The 21,319-nt window shown below is 42.0% G+C and carries 14 protein-coding genes; 2 read left to right on the top strand and 12 right to left on the bottom strand.

Annotated features, from left to right (window positions below):
- From BN161_RS21315 to BN161_RS21290, 6 genes are all read right to left on the bottom strand, one after another.
- Window positions 1–411: a sugar 3,4-ketoisomerase gene (locus BN161_RS21315; protein WP_044270090.1), complete on the bottom strand. Its 411-nt coding sequence runs from the start codon at window positions 409–411 to the stop codon at window positions 1–3.
- 15 nt (window positions 412–426) lie between these two features.
- On the bottom strand, window positions 427–1,740 hold the full coding sequence (locus tag BN161_RS21310; RefSeq protein ID WP_044270089.1) for a UDP-glucose dehydrogenase family protein: 1,314 nt from the start codon (window positions 1,738–1,740) through the stop codon (window positions 427–429).
- A 21-nt stretch (window positions 1,741–1,761) separates the two neighbouring features.
- A complete protein-coding gene (locus tag BN161_RS21305; RefSeq protein ID WP_044270087.1) occupies window positions 1,762–2,814 on the bottom strand; it encodes an NAD-dependent epimerase in 1,053 nt (350 codons plus the stop codon).
- Window positions 2,815–2,833: 19 nt separating this feature from the next.
- Window positions 2,834–3,268 carry a UpxZ family transcription anti-terminator antagonist gene (locus BN161_RS21300; protein ID WP_044270086.1) on the bottom strand — a complete coding sequence of 145 codons (435 nt, stop codon included), beginning with the start codon at window positions 3,266–3,268 and terminating at the stop codon, window positions 2,834–2,836.
- Window positions 3,269–3,344: 76 nt separating this feature from the next.
- Window positions 3,345–3,902, bottom strand: coding sequence for a UpxY family transcription antiterminator (locus BN161_RS21295; RefSeq protein ID WP_007212841.1), 558 nt, complete (start codon window positions 3,900–3,902; stop codon window positions 3,345–3,347).
- Between the two features lie 973 nt (window positions 3,903–4,875).
- Window positions 4,876–7,032, bottom strand: a complete 2,157-nt coding sequence (locus BN161_RS21290) for a glycoside hydrolase family 97 protein (RefSeq protein ID WP_044270083.1) — start codon at window positions 7,030–7,032, stop codon at window positions 4,876–4,878.
- Between the two features lie 224 nt (window positions 7,033–7,256).
- Here BN161_RS21290 and crcB point away from each other — a divergent pair, with 224 nt between their 5' ends.
- The gene (gene crcB, locus BN161_RS21285; RefSeq protein ID WP_044270080.1) at window positions 7,257–7,628 is read left to right on the top strand and encodes a fluoride efflux transporter CrcB; all 372 of its coding nucleotides are present in this window, start codon (window positions 7,257–7,259) and stop codon (window positions 7,626–7,628) included.
- 92 nt (window positions 7,629–7,720) lie between these two features.
- Window positions 7,721–9,001 (top strand): phosphopyruvate hydratase, encoded by a 1,281-nt coding sequence (gene eno, locus BN161_RS21280; RefSeq protein WP_044270077.1) that lies wholly within the window; start codon window positions 7,721–7,723, stop codon window positions 8,999–9,001.
- A gap of 90 nt (window positions 9,002–9,091) precedes the next feature.
- Here the strand turns inward: eno and bglX are convergent, their stop codons facing one another.
- The 6 genes from bglX to BN161_RS21250 all read right to left on the bottom strand — a co-directional run bounded on the left by bglX (window position 9,092) and on the right by BN161_RS21250 (window position 21,045).
- Window positions 9,092–11,344, bottom strand: coding sequence for a beta-glucosidase BglX (bglX, locus tag BN161_RS21275; RefSeq protein WP_044270075.1), 2,253 nt, complete (start codon window positions 11,342–11,344; stop codon window positions 9,092–9,094).
- Window positions 11,345–11,354: 10 nt separating this feature from the next.
- Window positions 11,355–12,470 (bottom strand): family 16 glycosylhydrolase, encoded by a 1,116-nt coding sequence (locus tag BN161_RS21270; RefSeq protein WP_044270073.1) that lies wholly within the window; start codon window positions 12,468–12,470, stop codon window positions 11,355–11,357.
- 1 nt (window position 12,471) lies between these two features.
- Entirely contained in the window at window positions 12,472–13,875 is a 1,404-nt protein-coding gene (locus BN161_RS21265) for a hypothetical protein (protein ID WP_044270071.1), read from the bottom strand.
- 20 nt (window positions 13,876–13,895) lie between these two features.
- Window positions 13,896–15,446 carry a RagB/SusD family nutrient uptake outer membrane protein gene (locus tag BN161_RS21260; RefSeq protein WP_044270068.1) on the bottom strand — a complete coding sequence of 517 codons (1,551 nt, stop codon included), beginning with the start codon at window positions 15,444–15,446 and terminating at the stop codon, window positions 13,896–13,898.
- A 27-nt stretch (window positions 15,447–15,473) separates the two neighbouring features.
- Window positions 15,474–18,632, bottom strand: coding sequence for a SusC/RagA family TonB-linked outer membrane protein (locus tag BN161_RS21255; RefSeq protein ID WP_044270066.1), 3,159 nt, complete (start codon window positions 18,630–18,632; stop codon window positions 15,474–15,476).
- A gap of 310 nt (window positions 18,633–18,942) precedes the next feature.
- Window positions 18,943–21,045 carry a DUF5686 family protein gene (locus tag BN161_RS21250; protein ID WP_209441920.1) on the bottom strand — a complete coding sequence of 701 codons (2,103 nt, stop codon included), beginning with the start codon at window positions 21,043–21,045 and terminating at the stop codon, window positions 18,943–18,945.
- Window positions 21,046–21,319: the final 274 nt, after the last annotated feature.

The following is a 21,319-nucleotide window of genomic DNA, read 5'->3' as shown; positions in this document are numbered from 1 at the left end:
TCAATCTCTTTTTAATGAGGTCTTGAACTCATTATAATCATAGATATAGTCAGTTCTATCGTAAGGAATTGAAGCCAAAATTAGCGCCAATGAATTAGTAGAAAAGTTATTCATTTCACGCCACAGTCCTTTAGGCACATACAAGCCATAATAAGAACGATTCAAAGAAAAAATCTTCTTTTCTGTTCCATCATCCAGTACAATGTCGAAGCTACCGGAAAGCGCTACAATAAATTCTTCATTTCTACGATATGCATGACCACCACGGACTTCGCCACCGGGGACATCATATATCCAATAAGTACGGGCTATTTTAAAAGGAATATTTTTAAATTCTTCAATGATAGACAAATTACCTCGCTTGTCTAAAATTTTAGGCAAGTCGAGAAGGTGAGCTTCTGAAACTTTCATGAGCTATCGAATTAATTATTTGCCAATACAGGAATATTCAATTCCCACCTCTATTAACTCTTTCTCCTCATAGATATTTCGCCCATCAATCACCACCGCTTTCTTCATCGTCTTCTTCACTACTCCCCAACTCGGCATCCTAAACTCTTTCCACTCCGTCACCAGCAACAACGCATCCGCATCTAACACCGCATCATACATATCCGTAGCATAGCCAACCTTATCCCCTATCCTGCGCCTACATTCATCCATCGCAATCGGATCATAAACCTTCACATTTGCGCCAGCCTCTATCAACTTATCAATCAAAACCAATGCCGGAGCCTCTCTCATATCATCCGTTTCAGGCTTGAAAGCCAAACCCCATAAAGCGATTTGCTTACCTTTCAAATCTCCATTATAATGCTTCAACAATTTCTCAAAAAGAATACTCTTTTGCTTCTCGTTCACCTCTTCCACAGCCTTCAACACACGCATCGGATAACCGTTCTTTTCTGCAGTCTTTATCAATGCCTTCACATCCTTCGGAAAACAAGAACCACCGTATCCACAACCGGGATACAAAAATTTACTGCCAATACGACTATCCGCACCAATACCTTTGCGAACCATATTCACATCAGCACCAACCAACTCACAGAGATTAGCAATATCATTCATAAAGCTAATCCGTGTAGCCAACATAGAATTAGCAGCATACTTTATCATTTCCGCACTCGGAATATCAGTAAATATCAACCGATAGTTATTCATCATAAAAGGCTTGTAAAGACGTTCCATTATTGTCTTGGCCTTTTCCGATTCCACACCTACCACTACACGGTCAGGCTTCATGAAATCATCTACCGCATCACCTTCTTTTAAAAACTCGGGATTGGAAGCCACATCAAACTCTATCTCTACATTACGCTTGTCAAGTTCTTCCTGAATGGCAGACTTTACCTTTTGTGCAGTACCCACAGGAACCGTACTCTTAGTTACAACCAGTACATATTTATTCATATTGCGTCCAATAGTACGCGCAACTTCCAGTACATATTTCAAATCAGCACTGCCATCCTCATCAGGAGGAGTACCAACTGCACTGAACACAACCTCTACATCATCCAGACACTCCTTCAAGTCCGTTGTAAATTTCAGACGACCCGCAGTATAATTACGATGAACCATATCTTCCAAGCCCGGCTCATAAATGGGAATAATACCTTTCTTCAGATTTTCTATCTTACTTTCCTGCACATCCACACAAGTCACGTCAATCCCCATCTCCGAAAAACAGGTACCTGTCACCAAACCGACATAGCCGGTACCAACTATTGCTATTTTCATATTATCTTAGTTTACTTTTGATTACAATTGATAATAAGAACGATACCAGTCTATCGTTTCCTGAACTCCCTCTTTAATAGGTTTGTCAGGCTTAAATCCCAACTCATTCTGCAAAGCCGAAGTATCTGCATTTGTCTGATAAACATCTCCCGGTTGCATCGGAAGATATATTTTCTCTGCAGGATGCCCAATAGCTTCTTCAATAGCCTGAATAAAGTCCATAAGTTTCACTGGATAAGAATTACCTATATTATAAGTTTTATATGGAGCAGTGGAAGAACTGGGATCAGGGGTTTGAGCGCTCCAATCCTGATTAGAAGTAGGAATATGGTCTATCACCCGAAGGATTCCTTCAACAATATCATCAATATAAGTAAAATCACGCAACATATCACCATTATTGAAAACCTTTATTGGCCTCCCGTGTAACATGGCATCTGCAAAAAGGAAAGGTGACATATCCGGACGCCCCCAAGGGCCATAAACTGTAAAGAAGCGCAAACCAGTAGAAGGAATGCCATATAAATGGCTATAAGTATGAGCCATCAATTCATTTGATTTCTTTGTCGCTGCATAAAGGCTTACAGGATGCGCGATACTATCTTTTTCAGAAAAAGGAACTTTTCCGTTCAATCCATAAACACTACTGGAGCTAGCGTAAACCAAATGTTTCACTTTGTAATGACGGCAACCTTCCAGCACATTCAAGAAACCATCTATATTACTTTCCACGTATGCATATGGATTCTCTATTGAATAACGTACTCCAGCCTGAGCTGCTAAATTTACAACTTTGTCAAAAGACTCATTGGCAAAAAGCATCTGCATCGCCTGTTTGTCCTCCAGATTTATACGAACAAACCGAAACTGCTCGAATATATTACTTTGGACAAATTTATACCAATCAACTGTATTTTTATCAATGCCTAAAGCACCCAAACGTCCATACTTCAGATTGACGTCATAATAGCTGTTGATATTATCAAGCCCTATCACCTCATCTCCACGAGAAAGCAGACGTTTACAAACATACGAGCCAATGAAACCAGCAGCCCCCGTAACAAGAATTTTCATATAAAACTATGGACAAATATTAAGGAATAAATTCATTTAGAAGTTCTTGTTGTTCAACAGTTAGAGAATCACCCCAGCCATTCATAATCGCACGTGCTTCTTTCGCCAACTCCTCATCGGACGTCTCTCCATAGCAAACCACCAACAATTGGCATTTCAACAAAGAATCAGATATTTTATTCAGAACCTCCCAACTACGATCAAGCAGTATTTGAACTTTTTCTCCTTTATCACCACGATCATAAATCGTAGCACTATAAGCTTTCAAGAGAGTAACACAAAGAGTCGCTTCTTCTTCATCATTCCGAGCTTTTTTCCGATACAAGGCTTCCGCCTGATTATAAACATCCGAATTTAGTTGACGAAAACGATCCGCATAAATGGGTTCACCATCCATACCAAGATAAAGAAGCTCATGCGTGAGTTGACGCAAAGCATCGATTTGAGACTTCATACAATTAAAATTACAAATTATGAATTACGAATTACAAAGCGTATAAGTAACAAAGTACAATGTGCAGAATTATGAATTATTCTTCTGTTATCGGAACAATAAGAGAGGGATGAATAAAAGTGGTAGCTACTGCCATAACCCCCTGAATAGAAACAACTACCCGACGATCACCTTTTACACGAACAAATATACCTTCGACACCTTCGAAAACCCCACCGGTGATGCGGACACGATCTCCTTTCTGCATGGAATATTCCGTAGGCGGCAAGTAAATTACTTGTTGGTCGTAAGAGCCGGCGATGGCTATAAAGTGGCGCATTTGGATTTCCGGAACGATAATCGGCTGCTTCGTCTCACGATCCATGATATAGCGAAGAGGTAGAAGAACAGCATTTTCCTCCTTAATTTCGTCAATCTTCTTACGAGTGGAATAAATGAAAACCAGATTATGTATGGCAGGAACGAGTTTACGAATACGTTGCTCCTTCCGCGTTACATATTCATAACGCATAGGAATGAAGTTTTCGATATTATTCTTGTCCAAAAACTCTTTCAGAACGAGTTCCCGGCTATAGGTGATACGCAAAGCATACCAATGATATTCAGAATTCAGAATGGAAGATTGAGAGCTCATGAATGATTAACTGTTCTCGTCTGGATATTTCTTGGGGACACCGGGGAATGAAAATTCCTTCCGGTTAAAACGTAAATCCGTGATGGTGAATTTGCTACGTTCAACGGCCTAAATTCAGACTCCCTATCGCAGGAAATGCAAACAGGCACTTTTGAAGACTGGAAAAGCTGATTTTGCTGAAAAAGCACAGTTCTCGACTTCTAATATACTGTAAACAAAAGACTTAATAGAACAAAATGTACTATTAATCGTTCGCTTAATGGGCACAAAGATAAGGGGGATTTTCGAAAGAACAAAGTGTTTAATAAAAATAATTCTAATCATATCATTTAATCCCATCCACAAGTACCTGTAAGGGCACTTCCAAAGGGCTACACCATTTACCCCGGATGGCTACACCTTTTTGTATGTAAGGCTACACCCTTTGCGGCAAAAGGTGTAGCCCTATACAAGCTATGCTTAACACACCAAACAATAAAGAATTTTATTTAACACTATTCGTTCATTACCTCAACTACAAAGGCACTTTAAAACTACTCTGAGAATTAGTCACTTACAAGAAGTTAAGAGTTTGTCGACAAAGAGTTAACTTCCTGTCGACAAACTCTTAACTTCTTGTAAGCAGGCTCTTAATGCCTTGCAAACAGGACAAACTTTGTTACATCACAAGACTTCTAAAGCTTATTCAAATTTAGTGACAAATGATATAATTCAGTGCATTATCTGCAACCATCGAGTCAATGCAAAGCCTCCCATTTCAGAGGTTTCTTACCCTATATTTGGTTGACTACTATTAGTATCAACTAAATATAGGGTAAGAAACTCAGCAAGAAGTCATACAAAGAAAAAAAGAAAGGGGTGTGTCTAATTTATAGCCTGACACACCCCTTATTTACCTAATGCCTAATAAAAACCTCTTTTTACCCTAATTTTAGAGTACCTCTCAATCTGAGAGTTATCCGATGAATCTTATCTATCTCCATTTCTTCACAACCTTCTTATCTGCCGGAGTAGCCTCAATCAGACTCAGGGCGAAGCCACCACTACGTGCCAACTTCACAGACATCTTAGTCTTACTGGTCACAATACCTTTCTTTATCTGATAAGAAGTCGGATTCTCTTTGTAATCAGCATCTTTACCATCAGCATAAAGAGTAGCTACATATTGCTTGCCAGGTTCCAGAAAATCCAGAGTAAAGTTAGCAGTACGTGCATTCTCATCTGTGATGCCACCTACAAACCAGTTATTCGTTCCTTTCGCCTTACGAGCTGCCGTAATATAATCACCCGGTTCCGCTTCCAGATATTTACTATCATCCCAATCTACCGCTACATCTTTGATGAATTGGAAAGCATCCATGTGCTTCTCATAATTCTCAACTAAATCGGCAGCCATCTGCAACGGACTGTATAATGTCACGTAAAGAGCCAACTGCTTACAGAGAGTAGTCTGTACCTGTCCATGAGGCAGATCGCCCATGAAATCGAGTTTTGTATCAAAGATACCCGGAGTATAATCCATCGGGCCACCAATCAGACGATTAAATGGAAGCAAGGTAGTGTGGAACGGTTTACTGCCACCAAAAGCCTCATATTCCGTACCACGGGCAGACTCGTTACCAATCAGGTTAGGATAAGTACGGCAAAGTCCGGTAGGACGCACAGCTTCATGGGCATTTACGCAAATTTTATACTCAGCAGCTTTAGTCACGGCGTACAGATAATGGTTGTTCATCCACTGACCGTAGTGATGCTCTCCACGAGGAATCATATTGCCTACATAACCACTCTTCACTGCATTGTAACCGTTGTCTACCATAAACTGGTAGGCTTTATCCATATGACGTTCATAATTGCGTACGGATGCCGAAGTTTCATGGTGCATCATCAATTTCACACCCTTACTTTTAGCGTAAGCGTTCAACATCTTTACATCAAAGTCAGGATATGGAGTTACAAAATCAAATACATAATCTTTAGAATGACCGAACCAGTCTTCCCATCCTTCGTTCCAACCTTCTACCAGCACTTGATCAAGGCCATTTTCAGCAGCAAAGTCTATATAACGTTTTACGTTCTCATTGGTAGCGCCATGACGTCCGTTAGGTTTAGTTTTGGCATAATCCGTTTCACCCAATTTTACAGAAGGCAGATCATCGGTATAAGCCCAAGTGCTCTTTCCGGCAATCATTTCCCACCATACGCCTACATATTTCACCGGCTTAATCCAGGAAACATCTTCATAAGCACAAGGCTCATTCAGATTCAACGTCAGTTTGGAATTCAGAATATCACGGGCGTCATCACTTACGATAACCGTACGCCACGGAGACTTACAGGGAGCTTGCAGATATCCCTTATCCCCTTTTGCGTCAGGAGTAAGCCAAGATTCGAATACGAAATTCTTATCATCCAGATTAAGATGCATACAGGAGTAATCCACCAAAGCAGCCTCATGCAGGTTAATATAAAGACCGTCAGCTGTTTTCATTTGCAGAGAAGTCTGTACACCCGTCGGAGAGAACGTAGTCTGTGAAGAATTAGGAGTGATTGCACCATCCATCAAGCCACGGATTTCAGAGAGCTTAGATTCTGTATAATCATATTCCTGTGTATCATAATCACCCGGTATCCAGAAAGCTGTGTGATCGCCCGTCATGGCAAACTGAGTATGCTCTTCCTTGATAACGAAATAATTCAGGTTCTTAGACAAAGGGAATTCGTAACGGAAACCCAAACCGTCATCAAACAGACGGAAGCGGATGATCATATTGCGATCTTGCGCTTTCTGGTTCAACGTTACAGCCATCTCATTATAATGGTTGCGAATTTGTTTCACTTCACCCCATACCGGCTCCCAAGTCTCATCAAAAGTGGAAGTTTGGGTATTTGCCAGTGTAAATCCATTCATCAGTCCCGGAGCATCTTTCAGTTCCAAGCCGAGTCTAGAAGGTTTGATAACAGCTTTTCCTTTGTAGGAAAGTTCATAGATCGGTTCACCTTGTGCGTTCACTGAAAAGTTCAGTTGCAGTTGTCCGTTCGGCGAGGTGATACTCTCAGCCATTGCCCAATTGCTTACAAACAAAAAGAGCAAGAGACAGAACAATTTGATTGCTTTCATGTTTTTCATGATTTGAATTATTTTAGAGAATTATAATCGTGATGCAAATATAAGGATGAAATGACATGTGAACGAAGGAATAAAATGAAAATATAGATGATTTACCGGCAAACGTTTGCATAACTGGTTTAGTTTCTGATTTTTAAGCATTAAGGGGAAAAGCCGGAATATAAACCCGATATAAATGAAAAATTGTACCTTTGCAGGCATTATCGGAATAATAACAGAATAAAATGAAAGAATTGATATACATTTTCCTTGGTGGCGGAACAGGCAGTGTGCTCCGTTACTATGTACAGGAACTACTGCACGAACGGATCATCCCCTATTCCTTTCCTTGGGCAACATTTACAGTCAATATCTTCGGCAGTTTTCTCATCGGATTGTTTTATGCCCTTTCCGCCCGTTTTAATCTCTCGCCCGAAGTACGTCTGTTATTGACTGCCGGTTTCTGCGGTGGATTCACCACTTTCTCTACCTTTTCCAATGATGGTCTGACCTTGCTGAAAGGTGGTTTCTATGGAACGTTTATAGCATATACCTTAATCAGCATCACGTTGGGAATATTGGCTGCATTGGCGGGGGGAGCAGTTGGCGGAAAATGATAATCTAATTGCAATTACAGTACTACTTTCCTGAACAAAAACCGATTGTTTCTTGTTCACTATTTAAAATAATTACAAATAATATCATAATTATGAAAATAGAAAAGATTATCGGACGTGAAATCCTCGATTCAAGAGGAAATCCCACAGTGGAAGTAGATGTAATGTTGGAATCAGGCTTTATGGGCCGTGCTTCCGTTCCTTCCGGCGCTTCTACGGGAGAACACGAAGCATTGGAACTCCGTGATGGCGACAAAGGACGTTATGGAGGCAAAGGCGTATTAAAAGCTGTAGAAAACATCAATGATATTATCGCTCCGAAACTTGTCGGAATGTCAGCCCTCGACCAGATGGGCATCGATCATACCATGCTGGCATTGGATGGAACAAAAACAAAATCAAATCTGGGCGCAAATGCTATTCTCGGCGTATCCCTCGCCGTAGCTAAAGCTGCCGCCGCTTATCTCGATATCCCCCTGTACCGCTACATCGGTGGTACCAATACATACGTAATGCCCGTACCGATGATGAATATCATCAACGGTGGTTCACACAGTGACGCTCCTATTGCCTTCCAGGAATTCATGATACGCCCTGTAGGTGCAACTTCCTTCCGTGAAGGTCTGCGCATGGGTGCCGAAGTATTCCACGCTTTAAAGAAAGTACTGAAAGATCGTGGTCTGAGCACTGCTGTAGGTGACGAAGGCGGTTTTGCACCGAATCTGGAAGGTACAGAAGATGCCCTGAACAATATTATTGCCGCCATCAAAGCTGCCGGATACGAACCGGGCAAAGATGTAATGATTGCCATGGACTGCGCTTCTTCTGAATTCTATAAAGACGGAATCTACGACTATACCAAGTTTGAAGGCGAGAAAGGCAAGAAACGCACAGCTGACGAACAGATTGACTATCTGGAACAACTTATCAACCAATTCCCCATCGACTCTATCGAAGACGGCATGAGCGAAAATGACTGGGAAGGCTGGAAGAAACTTACCGACCGCATCGGCGACCGTTGCCAGTTGGTAGGTGACGACCTCTTTGTTACCAACGTTGACTTCCTGGCCATGGGTATTGAAAAAGGTTGTGCCAACTCTATTCTAATTAAAGTAAACCAAATCGGCTCCCTGACCGAAACATTGAATGCCATCGAAATGGCTCACCGCCACGGATACACTACCGTGACCTCCCATCGCTCCGGTGAAACGGAAGACGCTACGATTGCCGACATCGCCGTTGCCACCAATAGCGGACAAATCAAAACCGGTTCATTGAGTCGTTCCGACCGTATGGCAAAATATAATCAGTTGCTTCGCATCGAAGAAGAACTGGGCGCTAATGCTGTTTACGGTTATAAACGCATCAAATAACCATGAATTCTATTTAAGTGTCATAAAATAATCAAGAGGGGCGAACCATCACAGACCGCCCCTCTCCTACTTTAACCTTAAAATCACCAATCAGTCTACTACCTTGAAGAAAACTTCTTCTCCGGACTGACTATCCGTTGCCACCCAGAGCCCAAAGTCTCCGGACTCCACAACTTTAGCCATATCTATGTTCCAAAATGCAAGTTCACTAATAGGGAGTTCAAACGAAACGCTTTTCTTCTCACCCGGCTTCAATGTCACACGAGTGAAACGTTTCAGTTCTTTCACCGGGCGGGTCACAGAACCAACCTTATCCTGTATATACAGCTGAGCTACTTCCGTTCCTTCATATTTCCCGGTATTTTCCAGATCGAATGTCACTGTCAGCACATCATCTTTTTTCAGTACCTCAGATGCCAGTTTGATGTTGCTATACTTAAATGTGGTGTACGACAGACCATAGCCAAACGGGAACAAGGGATCAAAACCTGCATCCATATAGAATGAAGTACATCCCAGTGAAGTCTGTCCGGCCTCAACAGCAATATCATTCAGCAACACTTCATTCCGTGTGGCCGGACGTCCGGTATTATTATGAGCGTAGTACACAGGAATTTGTCCCACCATCCTCGGGAAAGTGACCGGCGCCTTTCCGCTCGGCACAGCCTTCCCCCAAAGCAAATCAGCCAATGCAGGACCGCCCATTGTGCCCGGATGGAATGAATAGAGAACAGCAGTCGACTCTTCGACTTCTTTACCGATAGTCAACGGACGACCCGCCATCACAATAGTCACTACAGGTTTACCCGTCTTAGCCAAAGCAGTAATCAAAGCTCCCTGATCACCCCGCAAATCCAGATCAGCCAAACAGTGAGCTTCACCCGAAAGAATAGATTCTTCACCCACAAAAGCAAGAATGACATCTGCACGCGCAGCGGCGGCAGCTGCTTTAGCCACACTTGCCGGATTTTTCTCACGACTATATGCCAGTCCCGGTTCATAAATCACCTGTACTTTATCGCCAACCATTTCCTTAATAGCGTTCAACGGAGTCTGAGTACGAGCTTTCTCACCATCAAATATCCAAGTACCCAACTGTTCATAGGGTGCATTAGCCATAGGTCCTACCACTGCAACAGTTTTCACAGATGGCTGTAACGGCAACACTTCCCTATCATTCTTCAGCAGAATAGCCGATTCGACAGCCGCTTGCTTAGCTGCTTCCAAATGAGAAGGAGCATACATGACAGATGGTTGTTTTTCGTCTACATAAGGAGCATCAAACAGTCCCAAACGATACTTGATACGTAAAATATTGCGAACGGCCTCATCAATAGTGCTTTCTTTCACCTTTCCTTCTTTCACCAATTCCGGCAATTCCTTCACAAAAGTGTAACTCACCATTTCCATATCTACTCCTGCATTCACAGATTTCATTGCCGCTTCTTTTGAACCGGCTGCAAAACCATGGCTTATCATTTCGCTGGCAGAAGCCCAGTCCGTCACAACAAAACCATCGAATCCCCACTCATCACGGAGTACATTCTTCAAAATAAAAGCATTCCCGGTAGAAGGGATTCCATCATTATCATTAAATGAAGTCATAAACGTGGCTGCACCCGCTTTGGTGGCAGCTTCAAAAGGCGGCAAATAAACATTGCGCAGACGACGTTCGGGAATGAACGTGGAATTATAATCACGTCCTCCTTCGGCTGCACCGTAACCTACAAAATGTTTAGGGCAAGCAGCAATTGAAGTAGGGCTATTCAGCGAATCTCCCTGAAAACCTTCTACCATAGCAGCTCCCATTACGGAAGTAAGGTACGTATCTTCACCACACCCTTCGGCAATACGTCCCCAGCGAGGATCGCGGGCAATATCAATCATTGGCGCAAAAGTCCACCGGATACCTACAGACGAAGCTTCAATAGCTGCTACCCGTGCACCGTCTTTCGCTACCTGCGGATTGAACGAAGCCGCTTGTCCCAAGGGAATAGGGAAAATTGTTTTAAACCCGTGAATGACATCACGCGCTATCAATAAAGGAATACCCAACCGGGATTCTTCCATTGCCACACGCTGTAATGCATTAATACGCACCGGATCCACCTCATTCAAGATAGAACCGATTTCACCTTTCTTAATCAAAGCACTCATATCCTCAATATTACCGTAAGAAGAAATCTGGTTCATCTGACCGATTTTCTCCTCAAGGGTCATCTTAGACAGGAGAGATTCTACTTTTTTCTCAGTTGCCGCATCACTGCCTTTATTTGCTACTTGCGTACAAGAGACAAAAGACAAGAGAAACAAGCAGGCGGAAAAAACCTTTATAGCTTTCATACCTATTCAATTATTTTTTCTGAAACACGCGTACATAATCAATCTCGTAAGTTGCAGGTAAAGCCGACTCATCTATACCTTGAGCACCTCCCCAGTCACCTCCCCATGCAAGGTTCAGTTTTAAATAGAAGGGAGCATTAAAAGGCCAGGTATCTTTGTTACCTTTTTTATCATTATCGAAAGTAAAGTAACATTTACCATCCACATACCCTTTAATAAACTCTTCCGTCCACTCAACAGCATATACATGAAACTCCGTCTGCGCAGTCGGCACTTTTATGGTTCCTGACTTTTGAGTACCTATAGAATGATTATAAGCTTTACAATGAACTGTTGATAAAATTACATTAGGATCATAACCCACTTCCTCCATGATATCAATCTCACCATCATCGGGCCAAGCTGTATAATTCTTCGGCATCATCCAGAACGCAGGCCAGGTTCCTTTACCTGTGGGCAATTTGAGGCGAGCTTCAAAATAGCCATACTTCCAACTTTCAACCGTATTCATACGAATGGAATAAACCTCATTACCCACCTTTTTAGCGATAATCTTCAATGTTCCGTTACTTACCTGAGCACAAGTTTCTCCATTCTTCGAACCGGGAATGTAGTTTTGTATCTCATTGTTTCCCCAGCCACTGGCACCTGTCTCGTACCACCACAATGATTCGTCGGGCGTAGACAGTTTGGAGTCATTAAACTCATCCTGCCATATCAACCGATAGCCTTCAGGAGTATCGATATCCGGATCTACAATGTCAGGTTTTGCTTCTTGTGATACCGGAACAGAAACGCGTGTAGTACCTGACTTTACCACTACCGCCCCCTCTCGGGGTTGGTAAGTGGTATTAGCCTTGACCGTCACTTCAACAGTCCCCTGTAAAGTATTACTCGATATTTCACAAGTAATCCAATCTTCATTACTGAAAGCGGTCCATTCCTGATCGGACTTAACCGAAAGAGTTGTAACAGAGCTTTCATAAGTAGCCGTTATCTGAGTGGGCGCTACGCTGACTACAGGAGAGGATACTTCCGGTTCGCCGTCGCTACTGCTACAGCTAAAGAAACCGAGCAGGCAGGTAAAGAAAGAAAGTATTGTCATTAGCTTTATATTCTTAATCATATCAATCTTTATGTTTTTGGAAGATGATGTCTTTAATAGTTACATCAGTATTGGCAGGATTACCTCCGAAGTCAAACACTAAAGAAATAGCATGCATAGCTTCAGAAGCTTTGACAGAAGCTACCCAAACTGCTTTTTCGGAATCGGCAACTAAATCGACTTTCTTATCAAAGAAGAAGTTACCATCATGCTTAATTTCTTCGCCATTCTCATCTTTTTCATTGGTTTGCACCAGCTTAACAGTCACATTTTTAAGGTCCACTGTTGAATATAAAACAACATGGAAGTCATACACCGTTTCTGTGTCAGCTGTAAGATCTGTTTCAAATGAGAATTGATTCTGCCATGCTTCTGCAGTAGCTTCCGGGAAAGACAAAGAATAAGATCTGCCGTCAATCACCAATTCCGGATTCGGTTTGGGACTCCAGTCACTATTTGCATAAAAGAATTTGTTAACATAGGTTATGCCATTCCAAAGATTATCCTTACTATCGACAGCAACCCATGTAGGTTCAGGAGTTTCATCGATCACAGGAACTTCAGTGCCATCGTCATTCGCATGGTCTTTCAACACAATACTTTCAATAGTCATATCCGTACCAGCTGCATTACCGCCAAAATCAAAAACAAGCTTCAGATTGGCGATATCAATGCCCGGCATATTACTCTTCCAGAAGCAAAGCGGTTCGTTGGCTTCTAATTTTATACCTTTTTGTTCAAAATAGAAATTACCATCATCTGTACTATCCACCAATTTTACTGTAACATTGGAGTGTGCTACTGAAGCTGTAAGAATTACTGAAAAGTCATAATTTTTAGCAGCCTCTGTTGAAATATTGGTTCCCATTGCCATTTGTGCTTGCCAAGTTTCACCAGTAGCCTCTGGCAATTTTACACTATAAGTGCCATTTTCCAACGTATACACAGGATCTGCAATAGCTGACCAACCCGGAGCATAATAGAAAGTGGGAGCCGCTATCGTAGCCTTCGTCCACATATTAAAATCACTTTCATACACAAATCCGCCGAAACCATTCATAATCGTCTTATTAATGTGGAAGGTTTTGGAAATACTGCCGTCACTTATACCGTTGGCATTGGCAATCTTTACATCCACACTATAGTCACCGGCTTTTCTATAATATTTCTTCATGGAAAATGAAGATGAATAGGTCTTACCGTCAAATATCCAAACGGGAGTAATGCCCGGTTGAGCGTTGAAAATAAAAGTAACCCAATTCGTTTCCTGATCTACATCTATTTGAATCGTATTCTCATAAGCAGATGCAGTCGGAACGCCAGCCTCAGTGGGCGATGTAAAATCATCAGGTGAACAGGCTGTGATGCTAAAAGCCATAGCCGTCATCAGCAACATTCCTCCGATATAGCTATATATTTTTTTCATAATCCTTCTTTTTTAATGAATTAATAATTGTTTTGAGTTAAAGTACCTTGTGCAGCATCAATCTCGCTCTGCGGAATAGGCAGATACTTCTTATTTGCTGACCAGGTATTTGTACGGTAACCATATTCATCGGGCACCAACACGCTGGCCGCTTTGCCTGTACGTATCAAGTCCCAGTAACGCTTACCTTCACCTGTAAACTCAAGATGACGTTCGTCAATAATATTATCAATGGTCGCTTCTTTTTCAGTAGTCAATCCAGCGCGTTTACGCACGCGGTTCAAATATTCTTTCGCATCCCCCGAACCAGCACCGCGAGTAATCAGCTCAGCCGCATTCAGCAAAGTTTCAGAGAAACGATAGATACGGAGATTGTTGTTCCAGTTCAACTGAGCATCTGCCTTCTGTCCAGCATTATCACCTGTATGCGCAGCATACTTTTCGAGGAAGAAGCCTGTATCCTGATAGCGGTGATTATAAGTAAGTTGATTCGTAGGGTTAGCGGCATTGTGAGCATCAATTGCAGCTTGTGCATTCCAGCAAGTAACATCACGACGAGCATCATTATCAGCAAAGCGTTGATATGTTTCCAGACGAACCGGACAGAATCCCCATCCTTCATCATGACCGTCTGTTCCATTAGGCCAAGTATGGGGACTAACCAGCGTAGGCAGTACAGTACCGCCTGCATTCAACGGACCATTCCATGAACGGATAGCATCATCATCCTTATAATTCACCTCAAATATAGACTCCTTGCCCCATTCGCCTGATTCCTTGAATACATCAGCATAATTTTCAAGCAAATCATACTGAGTGCTACCGATAATCTCCTGCATATACTGTAAAGCTTTACCATATCGAGACTCATCATTCTGATACATCACAATTTCAGAGTAAAGCATATATGTCATAGCCTTAGTTACACGCCCATAATTATCTGCAGTTTCTTTCATCGGAAGAACATTACTTGCGATTACACCTTCAAGATCAGTAATGATATTCTCATATACCTGGTCTGCAGATAATTGCTCGGCAAGGTATGGTGATGTCAAGTTAGTATTATAGTAAGGTATATTGCCCCAGAACTTCCATAACCAGTTGTAGTAGAGTACGCGGAGAGCGATAACTTGAGCTTCGTAATATTTCCGATTCTCTTCAGTTACATTATCTCCTGCCCAACCTAAGTAAGTAATGACATCATTACAACGCTTCACACCACTATAAGAAACAGTCCACAACCCTTTAATGACATTTGTAGGAAGCGCCTCAAAATTCATCATTAAGTGCCATGCCTGATTATCCGTCCTGTCCTGACCGCCAATCCAAAGATCATCAGCCATGATATCACTCATAAGAGTCACAGGATTATATTCATCCATCGCCCAGTCGGACCAATGCAACGGGTCATAAGCTGCTACTACAGCTTCTTGAATGTGCGCATCGGTAGTAAAATAAGTATTGATCGTTTCATCCGTTGGAGAAGCAACCTCCAGAAAGGACTCTGAACATCCTGTAGCCAAGAAAGCGGACGCTATCAAACTTGCTACTATATATTTATATCTTTTCATAACTTTTTATATTTTAAAGATGAGAAATTAGAAAGTGAGGTTGGCACCAATAGTCCAGGTTCTGGCCTGAGGATATACACCATAGTCAATACCAAGTGAAGTACCACCGGATGAAATTTCAGGATCGAAACCATGATATTTGGTGAAAGTAAGCAAATTCTCTGCTGCGACATAGAAGCGCAGTGAAGAAACAAACACTTTCTGCGTTAATGCTGCCGGCAAAGTGTAACCTATCTGGATGTTTTTCAGACGCAAATAACTGCCATCGTAAACATACAAGTCAGATGATTGCCAGTTTGTATTATCACCCAGCATAAAACGGGGGATACGGTTAGAAGTACCTTCACCGGTCCAACGGTTCAGCATCCATGAAGGAAGATTAGTAGCTGAAATGTCCGTACGACGAGTTGCATCATAGATATCATTGCCCATAGTACCTTGCCACATCATACTCAAATCGAAGTTCTTCCAACTTACATTCAAATTAAGGCCATAAGTCCAGTCCGGCATACCTTTTCCGATATCGGTACGGTCATCAGCATCAATTGAACCATTACCGTCCACATCCACAAAACGAACATCACCGGGAACTGCGTTCGGCTGTATCAGTTCTCCCTTAGAATTAGTATAAGCGTTCACCTCATCCATGTTCTGGAATATACCAGCCGTCTTATATCCATAGAAATACGGGAAAGGTTTACCATTCTGAGCACGGCTGATCGCGCCTGTTCCCTGGAAAGAGTCGAGGTTTGCCCAACCTGATTCGTTTCCGTATTCAATCAACTTATTCTTCAAATAGGTTAGATTACCACCAATGCGGAAGTTCCAGTCAGATACGCGAAATCTGTATGCTGCTTCCAATTCAATACCACTGTTTTCCATCTTACCTACGTTGCCAATCGGCTTGGATTCACCCACATATGAAGGGATATTCATTTCCATCAACATGCCATTGGTAGTTTTCTTGTAATAGTCGGCAGTAAAAGTCAAAGCGTTATTGAAGAAACCAAAGTCAATACCAAAGTCCAACTGTTCTGATTCTTCCCATTTCAAGTCAGGATTAGCGAGTCCACTGGCCTTCACCCCGTTGATCACCTTTTCTCCGGCTCCGAAAATGTAATTGTTGCCGGTTGAAGTTAACACAGTATATTTAAAATTACCGATGTTTTCATTACCGTTCTTACCCCAAGAGAAACGAACTTTTGTAGATGTCAGCCACTCAGGACGTCTCTCCATAAACTTTTCGTTTGTTAAATTCCATCCAAGTGAGAAGGAAGGGAATACAGCGTAGTGATTATTAGAACCGAAACGGGAAGAACCGTCACGACGGATTGTAACCTGGAACATATATCGTTCATCATAGTTATAGCTGGCCCGTGCAAAAAGAGAAGCCAATGTAGCAATCTCAGAAGGAGCACCCTCTGCAGTCTGATCACCATCTGCCGCCTGTCCGTTACTTGCATTGATGTAAGGACGACTATAATTGATTATATTGTTGCGTGTACCTCTAAGATATGAACCGGTGTTCTTCTTGGCTGACTGACCTAACAATACTGAGAAAGTATGCTTGTCAATGGTCTTATCATACATCAACACATTTTCCAACTGCCAAACAGTGCCGTCATGTTTCTCAGAGTAGGCTGTAGAGCGTGATGAAGCACCACCACTTCTCAAATAGTAAAGCGGAGTATAGCCGTCATTGCCCCAAAAAGAGAGGTCGGCACCATAAGAAGTCTTGAACTTCAGGTTATCCCATAATTGCAGTTCCGCAGAAAAATTAGCCACAAACTTATGGCTCCAGTTCTTAGCACCGGGCAAAGAAAGATTAGCAATAGGATTGGTCATTTCACCAAATTCCGAACCGGGAATACTAAAGAGCTTGCCATTGCGTGGGTCATAAATCGGAGTGTAGTCCGTTGTATTGGCATACTTGTCAAGCTGAGCCTGTGCAGCAGCATCTTCATCATAAACAGTCAACATCGGAGATAAAGCCAAAGCAGAACCTAGCGGAGATCCCCAAGTAGAGTTAGCCTCGATACCGGTGCTCTTAATACGGGCATAAGAAAGATTGGAAGTAACCTTCAGACTATTCAACCAATTACGGTTCTTAGATTCATCAAAGAGAGTATACTGTGTATTGCTACGCAAAGTCAAACGTTCATAGTTAGAACGATTAAAGTTACCACCCACAATACCATCTTGAGTATAATAACCGGCAGAAAACAGGTAGCTCACCTTATCACTCGCACCGCTCACGCTCACCTGGTGATTCATTACCGGAGCATTATCATTAAACACTTCATTCTGCCAATCGGTTCCCGTACCATAAGAATATGGATCATTGTACTTGGGAGCCATCCCCGCATTAATAGAACCCTCATTCATCATGAGTGCATATTCCGTAGCATTCAACACATCCCGATTCTTCCATGCACTTTGCCAGCCATAAGAAAAATCATAAGTCACTTTTGTTTTACCAATCTTACCGCTTTTAGTAGTAACAAGAATTACACCATTCGCAGCACGTGCACCATAAACGGCACCCGAAGCAGCATCTTTCAGAACTTCAATAGAAGCAATATCACTCGGATTCAAATAGTCCAGACCACCTTCAATAGGCATACCGTCTACAATATAAAGAGGATCGGCTGCACCATTTTCCGTACGAATCGTACCTACACCACGTACACGAATTTGAGCTGCAGCACCCGGCTGACCGGAAGAAGAAGTAACTGTAACACCGGCTGCCAAACCTTTCAAAGCATTATCCATACGAACCGGAGCCGTATTTGCCAAATCTTCAGATGATACTCTGGCAATGGATGCGGTTACCACACTCTTTTTCTGAGTACCGTAACCAATAACCACCACTTCATCCAGCGCTTCTGAATCCTCTTGCAGAACAATTTTCAGTTCACGCTTGCCACTAACCGAAACTTCCTGTGATTTGAATCCTATATAAGAAATAGAAAGGATTGCGTCGGAAGGAACCGACAAAGCAAATTCACCGTCTATACCGGTGATTGTTCCCGTAGTGGCATTACCTTTCACCACCACATTTACTCCAGGTAAGGGTTCATTGTCCGCACCACTTACCACCGTACCTTTTATCTGTATATCTTGTGCATATACAGCAGAAGCTAAGGTAAAGCTCAGTAAAAATAAAACTGATAATAACTTTTTCATAAGTTTTACTAAATTAAGATTAACAATTCTCGGTTTCGTTCTCAATTGAACACTGCAAACATAGAGTAAAATGCAATAAAAGAAGCCCTAAGTACCCATTCTTAAATACGTCAATTCAAAATTCAGAATACGTTATCAATACGTCAAAAACAAATAAACAATTGATAATCAGAGAAAACACTATACTTTCATCGAATACGTCATTGCATGTTATAGAACATAGAACACTATTTTTCTAAACTACAATAACACGAAAGCCGGGTAATTTATAAAGGAAGTTAATAACAGAAATACAGGAAAAACTTAAAGATTATCGGTTGAATAACTCAAAAGTGAATTTGCAACCTATCTCCTTAAATTTCCAGTTGGCAAAGCTGCCAAAGACTCCAAAATCAAAAATATTGGTGCCGATGCCATAGCCAACCTCAATATAAGGATTCAGATGTGGAACAACCAAAGCGTTCAGATAAAGACGCTCATTGAGCACATGCTGTGTATACTTCACCAAATGGCGCAACATCAGGAAAGGAGATTCGTATGTCAAATGCCCACGAAGATATTTACGGGAGGAGTTATACCACCGCCCGTCAAGCAACTGGAATACGCCGCCAATTTCATCATTCCATCCCACTGGGAGATTGGAACGGGTAAAGTTGGCAAAATCCACAAAGTATATATCTTTTTGATTGGTGAAAGCGCCCCATCCAAAGCGAAGATAAAAATCACGCATCAACCCCAAAGGAATGGAGTGCTGAATATCCACTTCGACACGCTCATAGGTACCGGTACTCTTAAAAACACCATTGATGCCCCGCTCCCAGTCCACTGAAAAACTGGGATATTTGGAATGTAAGTTCACTTTACGATCCCCATTCATATAGTAATACTGACCGGGCGTCCACGTCAGACGGACACGCGGAGCAAAACTATTGTAAGAATGACGCATTTTCTCTGTCCAATCAGGATAAACTTCTGAAGAAGAGCCTACACTTCGCGAAGCCGCCCTCGTGGATACATACATCGAGCGATTGGCCTCCGTACGCTTATGCATGGAGAAACCGACATCCAGCGACAGGCCGTTCACAATTTCCCAACTATGGCGCACCTGCAAGTATAAGTCATTAAAGTAATCCAGTTGTACCTGATCAAAATCGAAAACACTATCCGGAATGTTTTTCAATTCATCCAGCATCCTACTACTATAAATGCGGTGGCCGTTACCTACGTTGATGTGAAGAGCCGCACGCTTACGTGGCCAGTAATCAAAGTCAGACTTTACCGACCAATAAAACTCATTATACTTGAAGTTATAACCCAATCTGGGAACGATACGTAACAGGCGGTCGCCCGTAAAAATACGGTTGTACTTAAATTCCTGCCGGTAAGAAAAACCATTCTTCCCGCTATAACTCAGCAAGAATGGATTGATAAGCGGTGAACAGCGCACACTTCCCAATTTCGAAAGATCCACCGTATAGCGGCTGATAAGCGCATCACCTATCTGCCCCCAGAATTCCAGATTCTTATTTTTGGGTTTCTTATATCGATATGAAGTATCACGGCTCAAAAAGAAATCCTTATATAAGTCTTGTTCATGTACATCTAGCGGAATCGGACGTATACTCTCAAAATAAGAACTATCCCTCCTGTTGGCATTCGTATCACTGCGCAATGTGTAGGAATCCGACAGATCATACTTGCTCTTCAACCTTTTCCGCTCCATCCGTGAAGGGTCTTTTTGAAGAATGGTTTTATAATCGAGAACAGCAATATAATTGGCATCGACCACATTACCCAGAAAGCGGAAAGTGGCATCCACATCATAATGCACAGGCAAAAACTCATCCGACTCACCCACATCTCCCATACGTATCATATTGTTGAAACGCAACATTTCAGAACGCCCGCTAAAATGCATCTCACGCACACTCCAGACATTCTCACTGACCACCATGTGACCGCTAACCAACTGAAAGCTTTTGCTTTTCGGTTTGAAACTAATTTTATATTGCAAATCATGCACTTTACCCATTACTGAATCGACATGATAAGAATAATACTTCATCGCATTTGGAGCCAGAGGCGAAAGGAGCTTATCATATAATAAGGTGGAAGCGTAGATATTAACATGGAAATATTCCGGCAACCTGCCGTCCAGCTCCCAAAACTCGGAAGAAGTGCCGACACTGGCTTTTACTTTCTGATCATAAATGTCGGGAGCAGTAAAATGCAAGTCACTATAAGTTTCCATCATATACTCCCTCACTCCTTTCCGGATACGGAACATGGTAGGAATAAAGCGTAAGATATGATTTTTCTTGCGAAGATTCACTTTTCCCTTAATATAAAGAGCGGCTCTATAGTCGTCGATGATGCTTTCATAAAAAGGAGCAAAGAAGATGACTTTCTTCATAATAGAGTCCGCAGAAAGCAATCTCGCATCGTAAGGATCAGGGATAGAAGCTGCCTGCGCTTTCGGACAAGCTGAAAGCAAAAGACATAGCAAGGTTCCTATACAAAAGACGTGTTTCAACGATAATACCTCCAAATATATAGGGACAAATATAGAAAAAAAGGTTGGAAAACGACGAAATACCTCTCTTTTTAAGAAACCGGATGAAAGATTCTTCATGAAAGTTAATTCAAAATTGAGTCCATGCGATCTCCGTAACAGTTCCGTATCATCT

The organism is Bacteroides timonensis (assembly GCF_000513195.1).
GTDB classification, from domain to species: domain Bacteria; phylum Bacteroidota; class Bacteroidia; order Bacteroidales; family Bacteroidaceae; genus Bacteroides; species Bacteroides timonensis.
This window is presented reverse-complemented; position numbering and strand designations above follow the sequence as displayed.